Below are 13,197 nucleotides of genomic sequence, written 5' to 3' on the forward strand. Positions count from 1 at the left end.
TGCTCTTTCCACTAATCAAAGTGTTAAACCAACCGAATGTGTCTTAATTATGGCAATGCTTGAATACACTCCACCCACAGAACCCTGGACAGACATCAGTTATCAGGATGAAGATATTCTGATAGCCAATAAGCCGTCTGGTTTACTGTCTGTTCCCGGTAAAGCGCCAGAGCACGCAGACTGTATGTGGAGCCGTTTGCGTGAAATGTATTCTGAGATAGAAGTGGTGCATCGGCTTGATATGTCGACTTCTGGCTTGATGCTGTTTGCCAAACATAAGGAAGCAGAGCGAGCGCTGAAAAAGCAGTTTCAGTATCGCTTAACCCATAAGATCTATTACGCTCGAGTTTGGGGGCATCCCGAAAACGATCAGGGTGAAGTCGATCTGCCGCTGATTTGCGACTGGCCAAATCGCCCTCGTCAGAAAGTTTGTTTTGAATACGGAAAACCTTCATTGACTCGCTATCAAGTCGTTAAGCGTGAAGAGAAAACGTCCGTTGTCAGGTTATTACCCATCACTGGACGCTCTCACCAATTAAGAGTTCACATGCAAGCTTTGGGGCACGCGATTATTGGGGATGAGTTTTATGCGTCTCCAGAAGCCATGGCGTTCTCTGATAGGCTGGAGTTGCACGCGACAGAACTGACCTTTTATCACCCGGCAACGCAAGAATTGCAGGCGATGTTTGTACCTTGTGATTTTTATCCCGAAGCGAAACCCGAAATTCTGCAACAATTTCAGCTCGATAACACATTACCGGATTATAAAACCCTGCCTACACCCTAATTGAAGGCAGGAAAGGAGCCTTCAATGAAAATCGTCTTTCTAGACAGAGACACCATTCCTGCCCAGATTCCCGTTCCAAAACCTGCTTTTGACCATGAGTGGATAGAGTATCCACTGACGACAGTCGAAGAAACGGCAAGCCGTATTCAAGACGCTGACATCATTATTACCAATAAAGTGGTTCTGAATTCCGACAACCTTCAAGCTGCGGCGTCGGTCAAGCTAATTGCCGTTGCGGCGACTGGCACCAACAACATCGATCTTGAGTATTGTAGAAGCCGTGGTATCGCTGTTTGTAATATCCAAGGGTATGCGACTCAATCAGTTCCTGAGCACGTTATTGCGTCGGTGTTTGCGCTAAGACGCAACCTTATGGCGTATCACCAAGACATCGCCAATGGTGAATGGCAAAAGAAGAAGCAGTTCTGCTTTTTCACTCATCCTATCGGTGATATTGCCGGTTCTACAATGGGCATCATCGGCTCGGGCGCACTGGGAAGAGCGACAGGTGAACTTGCAAAATCGGTGGGTATGAATGTCACTTATGCAGAACGCAAAGGTGAATCGGAATGTCGTCAGGGTTATTCACCCTTTGAACAGGTGTTGACCGAGTCGGATGTTATCAGTTTGCACTGCCCACTTACCGAAAATACTCAAAACCTGATTGGTTCATCTGAGCTGGAGCAAATGAAGAGCAATGCGATTCTCGTCAATGCAGGGCGAGGTGGTTTAGTTGACGAAGAGGCGCTAGTGGAAGCACTTCAATCCAATACCATTGCAGGTGCAGGCATGGATGTATTTACCCAAGAGCCCGCCGACGAGTCTAACCCTCTGATAGCGAATATGGATTTACCCAATCTATTGCTCACCCCCCACGTAGCCTGGGGAAGCGACAGCGCGATCACTCGTCTTTGTGAAATTCTGGTCGAGAATATTGAGTCTTATGTCGATGGGGAATTACGCAACCGAGTGGTTTAGAACATACAAAAAGCACGCTGAATAGCGTGCTTTTCACTTCTGTAAGGTATTGAACTTTAACCTTGTGGTTTCACCACCAATACACTGACTTTGGCGCTTTGTACTACTTTGGATGCGACGGAACCCAATACTGCTTTGTTTAGCTTTGAACGCTTGTGACTAGGCATGATGATAAGGTCGACATTGAGTTTGTCTGCATGCTTAAGAATAGCGGCGTAGGGCTTGCCTTCGGCGACATGTGCTTCGTTTGTGATTTTTGCTTTGGTTAGGCTTTCGTCAGCTACTTTCTGCAACTGTGCTTTTACGTCTTTCTTCATCTGGCTGGCCGCGTCTTTTGGAAAGTACGTAGCGACCATGGAGTTATGAATACCCGGAAGAACAGTTAGTAGGTGGACTTTTGCATCTGAGTTTTTAGCGTGCCAAACAGCCAGCTCAATGGCTTTATCAGCAAAGCCTTCGTCATTAAGGTCGACGGGAACCAATATATTTTTATACATAGCTTATCTCTTGTAAGGCAGCACGGGATTGGGTGCTGCCGATTTTAGAATGAATTAAGCTGGAATGGCGTCTTTCATCGCGCGACGTCGTTGGTTCCAGGCCATGGCAAACAAAATCAGAAGGGCAGGAACAAACACCCACTCTTTCATTGGGCGATCCGCGTCCAGAACGACTGATTTGATTTCCCAGTCAAAATCGATACCAGATGTTTCAGCAGGGCTGCCAAACTCGACCATATCAACAATCATACGACCATCGACTTCATTCAGCATCAGACCCATGGAGCTTACTCGCTCTTCACCCGTTGCGGCTGATTCTTCGAATGGCAGACGCACTGTCTTTTCACTGTAATCGCCATCTAGGTTTTCACCGCCCACTCGAAGTTCCAGAGTCTGACCGATGTTCAGACCTTCTGCAATTTCAACAATCTGATTACCTTCATAGTAATCTTTTGCCGGGTAAAGCATGTCCCACCAGAAACCCGGACGGAAGAAGGAGAACGTCAGCACCAACAATAGTACTGTTTCCCACCATTTGTTTCTCGTAAACCACCAGCCTTGTGTTGCTGCTGAGAAAATCAGCATTGCGATAATGGAAGAAATCACCGTCAGAAGCAGATGCCACCACGAGTCAATGCCCATCATCAGTAGCTGGGTATTGAAAATGAACATGAATGGCAAGATTGCAGTTCGGATGTCGTAGGTAAAGCCCTGAATACCAGTTTTGATTGGGTCAGACTTTGCAATCGCTGCGGCAGCAAAAGCAGCCAGACCAACTGGTGGCGTATCATCGGCTAAGATACCGAAGTAGAACACAAACAGGTGAACGGCAATCAGAGGAATGATCAATCCATGAGCTGCACCCAGTGTCACGATGACTGGAGCCATCAGAGTCGATACTACGATGTAGTTTGCGGTGGTAGGAAGACCCATACCCAGAATCAGTGAGATAACCGCAGTGAACAGAAGCATCAGGATAACGCTGCCGCCTGAGATAAACTCAACGAAGTCTGTCATTACCAAGCCGATACCTGTCAGAGTAACTACGCCTACAACCGTACCAGCGGCTGCTGTCGCAACACCGATACCAATCATATTACGAGCACCAGAGACCAGTGCTTCTGCCAGGTCAACAAAACCTTCTTTTACTTGAGTGGCAACGCTGTCGCCAGATTTAGACATAATGGCAAGCAGAGGACGCTGAGTGATCAGAATGAAGATCATGAACACTGTTGCCCAGAAAGCAGACAGACCAGGTGAGAATCGCTCTACGGTTAAACACCAAACCAACACAACGATAGGTAGCAGGTAATGCAGGCCAGACTTAATAGTTGGACCCGGTTCAGGGACTTCGGTTAACTCGGAATCAATCGAAATGTTGCCTTCCTTCATGTGCTTAGAAGATACGCGAATCAGTGCTACATATGCCACAAGTAAAGCAACAGTCACGATAGGTGTTGCCGCTTCGCCAAACACATCCTTCGTCCAGCCTACACCGTAGTACACCAATGCACTGATGATACACAGACCTAAAATTGTTCCTGTAAAGGAAAGAAGGCTTTGTACCAGTGTTGGGTTATGGCGACGAGGCAGACCAGTCATGCCTGCTTTACAGGCTTCAAGGTGAACGATGTAAATCAAAGCGATGTAAGAAATCAAAGCGGGCAGAAGTGCTGCTTTAATCACTTCAACATAAGAAATGCCCACGTATTCCACCATCAGGAATGCGGCAGCACCCATGATTGGCGGTGTTAGCTGACCGTTTGTGGATGCTGCAACTTCAACTGCACCAGCTTTAGTGCCCGGGAATCCGACTCGCTTCATCAGTGGAATAGTAAATGTACCTGTGGTCACAACATTGGCAATGGAGGAACCCGAAACCAGACCTGATAAACCAGAAGCCACTACTGCTGCTTTTGCAGGACCACCACGCATATGACCGAGTAGTGAGAATGCGACTTTGATGAAGTATGCCCCTGCACCCGCTCGCTCTAACATTGCACCAAACAATACGAACAGGAATACGAAGGAAGTCGATACACCCAATGCAACGCCAAATACCCCTTCAGTTGTTAACCAAAGATGTGACATGGCCTTATTCAGACTTGCGCCTTTGTGGGCAATTACGTCTGGCATGTATGGACCTGCGAAGGTGTAGGTTAAGAAGACCGCTGCAACCACCATGAGTGGAGGACCAAGCGCGCGACGAGTCGCTTCTAGCAATAGCACCATGCCTGTAACGGCTGCTACGATATCAAACGTAGTGGGTGCGCCAGAACGCCCTGCGAGCTCGGTATAAAATAGATAAATGTATGCCGCTGAAAAGCTACCTGCCAGTGCCAAAACCCAGTCGATAAGGGGAATATGATCCCTTGGGGAGTTTTTCATCGCCGGGTAAGCAGTAAATGCCAGGAAGATTGCAAATGTCAGGTGGATTGCTCGGGCTTCAGTGTCGTTCAGAACGAAAATATTGAAAATAAATGGCAGAGGTGATGCGTACCACAGTTGGAAAAGGGACCAACAAAGAGGGACAAACCATAAGATCCGACCTGGAATACCTGAAGGGTTTCGTGCTCCGGTGTCGGCCTGTGCCACCATATCTTGCACATCTTGAGACGGTGTTGTTGTCTGCGTCATGTACGTTATCCTTATTATTTTTGGTGTTTTGTGCTGCGTATCCTGCAGCCGATCGTTCATTTAATGTAACGAAAAAATCTTAACAAAATATTAACAAGTGTATTCAGTCTAGCTATTGAGACTACTCAAGACAATAATCGGTGTTTTGAAACAGTGCATCAGTCAGAATTATCGTAGGTACTGTCTGGAGAGCGACTGTTTGTATGCGCTGTCAAAAGGCAATAAAAAGGAGGCAATCGCGCCTCCTTTTTTGTCGTTTAAAGAGCAGGCGCCTTATTTAAGCAGACCAATTTCTCTGTAGTATTTCTCAGCACCTGGGTGTAGAGGAATGGAAAGACCCGCTTTCACCATGTCTTCTTTCTTCAGGTTTGCAAAAGCTGGGTGCAAACGCTTAAACGTACTGAAGTTTTCGAATACCGCTTTTGCTACGTTGTAAGCAACATCGTCAGATACGTCTGAAGTAGTTACCATAGTCGCAGCAACACCAAAGCTCTTAACGTCGCCATCAGTACCGCGGTACATGCCTGCTGGTACGTTGCTGTATGCGTAGTAAGGGTTATCCGCTACGATCTTGTCGATCTCTTTACCTGTTGCAGACACCAGTTTCGCGTCACAAGATGTTGTCGCTTCTTTAATAGAGCCGTTCGGGTGACCGACCATGTAAATGAATGCGTCAATCTTGTTATCACAAAGTGCTTGTGAACGCTCAGAACCTTTTAGCTCAGACGCCAGCTTAAAGCTGTCGTTTGTCCAGCCAAATGACTCCATCACTACGCCCATTGTTGCGCGATCACCAGAACCAGGGTTACCGATGTTCACACGTTTGCCTTTAAGATCAGCAACGTTTTCAATGTTTGCGTCTGCACGTGCAATGATGTTGAACGGTTCAGTGTGAAGAGAGAACATAGCACGCAGTTTTTTGTACGGACCCTGTTCAGAGAATTTACTTGTACCGTTATAACCGTGGAACTGCCAGTCTGACTGAACAACGCCAAAGTCCAGTTCACCAGCTCGAATGGTATTTACGTTGTAGATAGAACCGCCAGTGGATTCTACTGAACAACGAATATTGTGTTCTTTACGACCTTTGTTCACTAGCTTACAGATCGCACCACCTGTTGGGTAGTAAACGCCAGTAACGGAGCCTGTACCAATGGTAATGAATTCTTGAGCGTGAACAGAACCAGCACCGGCTACGGCTGCAGCAATCGCACTGATTTTTACAAGGTGTTTAAATGCCATGAATTTCCCTTCCTTATTTTCATTATTCGCCACATGATGTGGAATAGCTTCCTATTGGAAACGGCATCTTTTTCAGTCCATTAGATGAAAAAGTGGCTGAATAATAGCAAAAATCAGGTTGGAAATTACAAGAATGTTAATTTCTATAGACGATAAGTCTGGAAGCGAAATGGAATAAAGGAAATAAATAACCCCATAAAATCTTTGTTTTTCATGGGGTTAGAGTTTGGGGCTTAGTTAAGTAGCAGATTGTATTTTTTGTGATCTGCTTCACTTATTTAATGTAATCATCAAAAATAACATTTCAGCGTGTGAATATTAACCAGCGTATTCAAACAATTCGCAAACCGAACGGAATAACTCTTCGGTTGTCACAGGCAATGTAGGGGTGATGAAAATGGTGTCGTCACCAGCAACCACACCCAGAATGCCTTCGGATTTTCCAAGGGAGTCAAGTAGTCGGGCAATCAGTTGAGCTGCTCCCGGTCCTGTGTGGATGACAACAAGAGCATTGTTGTGGTCAATATCCAAAACCAACTCTCTTAAAGAGCTGGAAACCGTTGGAACCCCAAGCTCTGCTGGAAGGCAATATACCATTTCCATTTTGGCATTGCGGGTACGCACTGCACCAAATTTAGTCAACATACGTGAAACTTTGGATTGATTGATGTTTTCAAAACCTTCCAGCTTCAACGCGTCGACAATTTCACCTTGTGAACCAAAACGCTCTTCTTTTAGTAGCGCTTTAAACGCGCGCACAAGGGTGTCTTGCTTTTCTGTATTTCGCATGATTCTCAGTTTCATATAATTAAAACTATTTTTGTTATTTTTGCATAGATAATGTGCCTTAACCAACTTCTGCCCCATTTCTGCTACTAAAGTCACTTGTAGTTGTGCCAAAGTCACGAGAATATATGAGATTAATGCCACAAATTTTTGAATCCAACTTGTTGTAGCTTCAATGTTTTAAGAGCATGCTCTCGCTTCATTTTGTGGCACGTCAGAGGTGAGTTGCGCGAAGTCGCAAAGCTGGGGTTAATTAATTGTAATAAGATCGTAGTTACTATAATTTCTTATTTACATATGAGGTTAAAAAACCCAACTCCCAAACGTTTCATACCTTAACGTGAAGTATTGCTAAATTACCCAAGGAGAATAACCATGAAAGTAGCCGTCATTGGTGCCGCAGGAGGCATTGGCCAAGCACTTGCACTTCTACTCAAGAACCGTTTACCAGCAGGTTCTGATCTTGCACTTTACGATATCGCTCCAGTCACCCCAGGTGTTGCAGCGGACTTGAGCCACATCCCAACGCCGGTTTCAATTAAAGGTTATGCAGGTGAAGATCCTACACCAGCACTGGAAGGTGCAGACGTTGTACTGATTTCCGCTGGTGTTGCACGTAAGCCAGGTATGGATCGTGCGGATCTGTTTAATGTGAATGCGGGCATCGTTAAGTCGCTTGCTGAGAAGATTGCTGTTGTTTGCCCTTCGGCATGTGTTGGTATCATTACAAACCCAGTAAACACGACCGTTCCAATCGCTGCAGAAGTACTGAAGAAAGCAGGTGTTTACGACAAGCGTAAGCTATTTGGTGTAACTACTCTGGACGTTATCCGTTCTGAAACTTTTGTTGCTGAGCTAAAAGACAAAGATCCAGGCGACATTCGCGTTCCTGTTATCGGCGGTCACTCTGGTGTGACTATTCTTCCTCTGCTTTCTCAAGTTGAAGGTGTAGAGTTCACTGACGAAGAAGTTGAAGCTCTGACTAAGCGTATCCAAAATGCAGGTACTGAAGTCGTAGAAGCAAAAGCGGGTGGCGGTAGTGCAACACTTTCGATGGGGCAGGCGGCATGTCGCTTCGGTCTGGCACTTGTTAAAGCGCTTCAGGGTGAAGAAGGTGTTATTGAGTGCGCTTACGTTGACGGTGGTAGCGAGCACGCAGAGTACTTCGCTCAGCCAGTTAAACTTGGTAAGAACGGTGTAGAAGAAGTACTGAGCTACGGTGAGATCAGTGCTTACGAGCAGGCTGCACTGGATGGCATGTTAGATACACTGAAAGGTGATATCGCTATTGGTGTTGACTTCGCGAAGTAATCACCAGGGGTCATTGGCCCGAAGCCATTAAATGTAAAAGTCGGCCTTTTAGGTCGGCTTTTTTGATCGCTCTTCCTATGTTCTACGTAGTTCAGTTTGTGCTAGGTAAGTAGGAGAGTGAAAGTGGATATTTCCAGACTGACAAAAGGAATGTGGGTAGAAAAAGAAGACTGCGTGGCAGAGGTCTTAATCGTAGATACGGCAACCAACATGGTATTGATGGAAAACACAAAATCAAATCAGCAGATAATGCAATCCATCAGTGAGCTAGAACAGAGCTGGCATATTTACAATGGCTGTTTAGGGTAAACGAATAAGCGCTCCTAGTGGAGCGCTGATTCGTAGTGCTCAGTGTTAACAGATTTTAACTGTTACTTACTTCGTTTCACCGCCATATGGGCAAGCGTCACCAATGCTTCTTTGTATTCTGACTCCGGCAGTACATCAAGTTCGGCGATGGCTTTATCAGCTTCTTTGTTTGCTAGATTTGTAGTGTATTCAAGAGAGCCTGTCTCTTTCATTGCCTGAAGAATGTCATCCAGACGCTCCATGCCATTCGCTTTTTCAATTGCCTCGTGGATCATCTCACGTTGCGCTTCAGTACCATTTCTCATTGCGTAAAGAAGAGGAAGGGTAGGTTTGCCTTCTGCGAGGTCATCACCCACATTTTTGCCCATCTCTTTACCGTCTGCCGTGTAATCCAAAACATCATCAATTAACTGGAAGGCTGTACCTAGGTACTTGCCGTAGTTTTGCAAGGCTGTCTCTATTTCTGGTGATGAGTCCGTCAGGATTGCGCCAATTTGAGTAGCCGCCTCAAACAGTCGTGCTGTTTTTGAGTAGATGACCTGCATGTAGCTTTCTTCAGTGGTGCTTGGGTCATTACAGTTCATTAACTGCTGCACTTCACCTTCAGCAATGATGTTTACCGCATCGCTCATCAATTTAAGGATCTTCATAGATCCTAGCTCAGTCATCATCTGGAAAGAGCGAGTATAGATAAAGTCACCCACCAATACACTTGCCGCATTACCAAACGCTGCGTTGGCTGTTGCTTTGCCTCGACGCATGTCTGATTCATCGACAACGTCATCATGCAGCAATGTAGCAGTGTGAATAAACTCAATAAATGCAGCTGCAGTGGTGTGACTGCTTCCTTGGTATCCCAATGCACGTGCAGAAAGCACAGCAAGAAGTGGACGCAGGCGTTTGCCGCCTCCACTCACAATATAAAATCCAAGTTGATTAATTAAACTTACATCCGAGTTGAGTTGAGCAAGGATGGTTTCGTTCACTTTTGCCATATCATCGGCTGTGAGCGCTTGGATAGCTTTAAAATCCATTGTACTTCCGGCTGAGGTTAGACCCTGTAAGGCTTAATGATTTTGATTAATTGCTGAATATTACACTAAAAATCGTTGCGAAATGCATTATCTAACGGCATGATTGGCTCACTTTTCTTTGGCGATTAGCTTTTCGCCAATTTTTTCAAAATATGGCTTGTCATAGGGTTGTCCTTTCTGTAGAATCTGCGCCCTATTGATGATTAGTTTAGCGCACACCCAAAATGCCCAACAAAGCATAGGCTGTGCGGAAAAAGCGGAGTAAAATATGTACGCTGTTTTCCAATCTGGTGGTAAACAACACCGTGTAAGCGAAGGTCAAACTCTTCGTTTAGAGAAATTAGACGTTGAAACAGGCGCAACTGTTGAGTTCGATAAAGTTCTTCTTGTAGCTAACGGTGAAGAAATCACTGTTGGTGCTCCTCTAGTAGAGGGTGGCAAGGTTACTGCTGAAGTGGTTCAGCACGGTCGTGGCGACAAAGTTAAAGTCGTTAAGTTCCGTCGTCGTAAGCACTCTCGTAAGCAACAAGGTCACCGTCAGTGGTTCACAGAAGTGAAAATCACTGGCATCAACGCTTAATCGAAATTAGGAGAGTTTAACAATGGCACACAAAAAAGCTGGCGGTTCTACTCGTAACGGTCGTGATTCAGAAAGTAAACGTCTTGGTGTTAAGCGTTTCGGTGGCGAATCTGTACTAGCGGGTAACATCATCGTTCGTCAACGTGGTACTAAGTTCCACGCTGGTAACAACGTAGGTTTGGGTAAAGACCACACTCTATTCGCTCTAACTGACGGTAAAGTTAAGTTCGAAGTGAAAGGTCCTAAAAACCGTAAATTCGTTAGCATCGAAGCTGAATAATTTTAGTTTCTAGCTGAATTCAAAAGCCCTGCCGATTCGGCGGGGTTTTTTATTTATGACAGAGCACAAAGCACAATTTTCTGGCGATAGAAACCTTTAGTCTTATTGGCACAAATAAGACGTGCTAGAAACTTTTTCTTTTTGTTCTTGAATGCAGACCGATCCTGGATCTCAGGTGATCGATCTTACATCTGGATCTGCTAGAATTTATATCACTTTACTCGAGTGGTATTGAAACGCAAAAAATGCGGAGTAAGAGATGAAATTCGTTGATGAAGCGGTAATTAAAGTAGAGGCTGGCGACGGTGGTAACGGCGTTGTTAGCTTTTGGCGTGAGAAGTTTGTCGCCAAAGGTGGTCCTGATGGTGGTGACGGTGGTGATGGTGGTGATGTTTACGTCCAGGCGGATGAAAACTTAAATACGCTTATCGACTATCGTTTCCAGCGCTTCTATAACGCTGATCGTGGTGAAAATGGTCGTGGTGGTAACTGTACGGGTAAGCGCGGCAAAGACATTACGTTGAAAGTACCGGTGGGTACGCGTGCGGTTGATATCCATACTAACGAAATCGTAGGTGAAGTTGCCGAACACGGTAAAAAAATCATGGTTGCCAAAGGTGGCTGGCATGGTTTAGGCAACACGCGTTTCAAATCGTCCGTTAACCGTGCTCCTCGTCAAAAGACAATGGGTACCAAAGGCGAAGTTCGCGAATTGCGCCTTGAGCTTCTTCTGCTTGCCGATGTTGGTATGCTTGGCCTGCCTAATGCAGGTAAGTCTACGTTTATTCGAGCGGTATCTGCAGCGAAGCCGAAAGTGGCGGATTATCCGTTTACCACTCTCATTCCAAGCTTAGGCGTAGTTAGTGTCGTACCTGAGAAGAGCTTTGTTGTTGCGGATATTCCTGGTCTTATTGAAGGGGCTGCGGATGGCGCTGGATTGGGTATTCGTTTCTTGAAACACCTTGAGCGCTGCCGAGTCTTACTGCACATGATCGACATTATGCCGATCGATCAGTCGGATCCTATCCAGAATGCTCTGACCATTATTGATGAGCTTGAGCAATACAGTGAAAAAGTCGCTCAAAAGCCTCGCTGGTTGGTATTCAACAAGACTGATTTGATGCCAGAAGAAGAAGCCAATGAGAAGATCCAAGAGATTTTGGATGCTCTGGGTTGGGAAGACGAGTACTTTAAAGTTTCTGCTGTTAACAAGCAGGGCACGAAAGAGCTTTGTTACAAACTGGCTGACTTTATGGAAAATCTACCACGTGAAGTAGAAGAAGAGACCGAGGAAGACAAGGTTGACTTTATGTGGGACGACTACCATAAAGATGCGATGAGTGGAAAAAATGTCATTACCGAAGACGACTGGGATGACTGGGACGATGAAGAAGATGACGGTCACGTTATCTACGTCCGCGATTAAGCTCACTGTTAACAGAAATGCCGCAATCTTTGGTTGCGGCATTTTTTATGTGTAGAAGCTCAGTATACTTTCTGAGCATGAATTGAATGTTTAGGTTGTTATGGAAAACAGTCAGCGAAAAGTGACACGCCTTATTGCTCAGGCAGCGCAAATGCTGCTCGCTCATGGTGCGGAAAGTACGTTGGTGAGTGATATTGCTCGCCGAATAGGTATTGCCAGTAAAATGGATGAAGTGGAAGTATCACTCTCAGCCAGTTCACTTGTTGTGACTACGCTTAAGCACGGCAATTGTATTACCACCGCCAGACGAAGCCCAGACAGAGGCATCAACATGCGCGCAGTCACTCAGATACAGCGCATTTGCATTTTGATGGAGAAAGGGCTTTTAGATAGTGCTTTGGCTCAGGAAAAACTAGACGCAATCACGCCTGAGCGTTACAACCGCTGGCTGGTCGTGGTTATGATTGGACTCTCTTGTGCATCATTCAGCCGCTTAGCTGGCGGAGACTGGGCAATTTTTGCGATGACGTTCTTGGCGTCTGCACTTGGCATGATCGTTCGTCAGGAAATTGGTCATCGTCATTTCAATCCGTTCTTAAATTTCTCCGTGACCGCTTTTGTCACTACCTTAGTATCTGCTCAGGCGATGCTTTTTCAAATTGGAAACGAACCATTTATCGCAATGGCTTCCTCAGTCCTGATGTTGGTTCCCGGCTTTCCTTTGATTAATGCGGTTGCGGATATGTTGAAAGGTTACGTTGATATGGGCATCGCTCGCTTTGTTATGGCGAGTCTTCTCACTCTGGCAACCGCAATGGGGATCATAGGTGCCATGAATATCGTTGGTGTATGGGGGTGGATAGGATGAATCTATTTTTAGCGCTCATCAACGACATGTTTTTCGCAGCGATACCCGCCGTAGGGTTTGCTCTGGTTTTCAATGTGCCCGTTAATGCTCTAAAGTTTTGTGCCATTGGTGGAGCAATCGGTCACGGTAGCCGTTTCTTACTAATGGAGTACGGTGTGCCTATTGAGTGGGCGACCTTTTTGGCTGCTACCATCGTTGGTTTTATCGGAGTGAAATGGTCACATCGATTTCTGGCTCATCCTAAGGTATTTACTGTTGCCGCATTAATTCCTATGGTGCCGGGGGTATACGCCTTTAAAGCGATGATTGCCTTGGTAGAATTGAATAGTCTTGGTTACAGCGATGCGCTTTTTGGTGCATTGGTTGAAAACTTCCTTAAAGCCATGTTTATCATCGCTGGGCTGGCCATTGGCTTAGCCATGCCCGGTTTGCTATTCTACCGCCGCAAACCCATTGTTTAGA

General features: G+C 45.7%; 14 protein-coding genes. 9 read left to right on the forward strand and 5 right to left on the reverse strand.

What is annotated here, in order from left to right:
• Positions 1-49: 49 nt before the first annotated feature.
• Positions 50-787, forward strand: coding sequence for a bifunctional tRNA pseudouridine(32) synthase/23S rRNA pseudouridine(746) synthase RluA (gene rluA, locus QMG91_RS02815; protein ID WP_281828725.1), 738 nt, complete (start codon positions 50-52; stop codon positions 785-787).
• A 24-nt stretch (positions 788-811) separates the two neighbouring features.
• Complete coding sequence (locus QMG91_RS02820; protein WP_281828727.1) at positions 812-1,765, forward strand: D-2-hydroxyacid dehydrogenase; 954 nt, start codon at positions 812-814, stop codon at positions 1,763-1,765.
• A 56-nt stretch (positions 1,766-1,821) separates the two neighbouring features.
• Here the strand turns inward: QMG91_RS02820 and QMG91_RS02825 are convergent, their stop codons facing one another.
• From QMG91_RS02825 to argR, 4 genes are all read right to left on the reverse strand, one after another.
• Positions 1,822-2,262: a universal stress protein gene (locus QMG91_RS02825; RefSeq protein WP_004401764.1), complete on the reverse strand. Its 441-nt coding sequence runs from the start codon at positions 2,260-2,262 to the stop codon at positions 1,822-1,824.
• Between the two features lie 54 nt (positions 2,263-2,316).
• Positions 2,317-4,899 (reverse strand): TRAP transporter permease, encoded by a 2,583-nt coding sequence (locus tag QMG91_RS02830; protein ID WP_281828729.1) that lies wholly within the window; start codon positions 4,897-4,899, stop codon positions 2,317-2,319.
• A gap of 273 nt (positions 4,900-5,172) precedes the next feature.
• Positions 5,173-6,141, reverse strand: coding sequence for a TAXI family TRAP transporter solute-binding subunit (locus tag QMG91_RS02835; protein ID WP_022551554.1), 969 nt, complete (start codon positions 6,139-6,141; stop codon positions 5,173-5,175).
• Between the two features lie 318 nt (positions 6,142-6,459).
• Complete coding sequence (argR, locus tag QMG91_RS02840) at positions 6,460-6,930, reverse strand: transcriptional regulator ArgR (RefSeq protein WP_004401767.1); 471 nt, start codon at positions 6,928-6,930, stop codon at positions 6,460-6,462.
• Between the two features lie 372 nt (positions 6,931-7,302).
• Between argR and mdh the strand changes: the two genes are divergently transcribed.
• Positions 7,303-8,238, forward strand: a complete 936-nt coding sequence (gene mdh / locus QMG91_RS02845; protein WP_022551553.1) for a malate dehydrogenase — start codon at positions 7,303-7,305, stop codon at positions 8,236-8,238.
• A gap of 123 nt (positions 8,239-8,361) precedes the next feature.
• On the forward strand, positions 8,362-8,547 hold the full coding sequence (locus QMG91_RS02850) for a hypothetical protein (protein WP_281828731.1): 186 nt from the start codon (positions 8,362-8,364) through the stop codon (positions 8,545-8,547).
• A gap of 62 nt (positions 8,548-8,609) precedes the next feature.
• Here the strand turns inward: QMG91_RS02850 and ispB are convergent, their stop codons facing one another.
• A complete protein-coding gene (ispB, locus tag QMG91_RS02855; RefSeq protein ID WP_281828732.1) occupies positions 8,610-9,581 on the reverse strand; it encodes an octaprenyl diphosphate synthase in 972 nt (323 codons plus the stop codon).
• A gap of 268 nt (positions 9,582-9,849) precedes the next feature.
• Here ispB and rplU point away from each other — a divergent pair, with 268 nt between their 5' ends.
• From rplU to QMG91_RS02880, 5 genes are all read left to right on the forward strand, one after another.
• Positions 9,850-10,161, forward strand: a complete 312-nt coding sequence (gene rplU, locus QMG91_RS02860; RefSeq protein WP_004401771.1) for a 50S ribosomal protein L21 — start codon at positions 9,850-9,852, stop codon at positions 10,159-10,161.
• A gap of 22 nt (positions 10,162-10,183) precedes the next feature.
• Positions 10,184-10,441 carry a 50S ribosomal protein L27 gene (gene rpmA, locus QMG91_RS02865; RefSeq protein WP_004401772.1) on the forward strand — a complete coding sequence of 86 codons (258 nt, stop codon included), beginning with the start codon at positions 10,184-10,186 and terminating at the stop codon, positions 10,439-10,441.
• A gap of 259 nt (positions 10,442-10,700) precedes the next feature.
• A complete protein-coding gene (gene cgtA, locus QMG91_RS02870) occupies positions 10,701-11,867 on the forward strand; it encodes an Obg family GTPase CgtA (RefSeq protein WP_004401774.1) in 1,167 nt (388 codons plus the stop codon).
• Positions 11,868-11,967: 100 nt separating this feature from the next.
• On the forward strand, positions 11,968-12,735 hold the full coding sequence (locus QMG91_RS02875; protein ID WP_022551549.1) for a threonine/serine exporter family protein: 768 nt from the start codon (positions 11,968-11,970) through the stop codon (positions 12,733-12,735).
• On the forward strand, positions 12,732-13,196 hold the full coding sequence (locus QMG91_RS02880; RefSeq protein ID WP_409351250.1) for a threonine/serine exporter family protein: 465 nt from the start codon (positions 12,732-12,734) through the stop codon (positions 13,194-13,196). The genes QMG91_RS02875 and QMG91_RS02880 overlap by 4 nt, the downstream gene beginning before the upstream one ends.
• The last annotated feature ends 1 nt before the right edge of the window (position 13,197 follow it).

Origin of the sequence: Vibrio nigripulchritudo, assembly GCF_027924785.1 — a bacterium.
GTDB classification, from domain to species: domain Bacteria; phylum Pseudomonadota; class Gammaproteobacteria; order Enterobacterales; family Vibrionaceae; genus Vibrio; species Vibrio nigripulchritudo.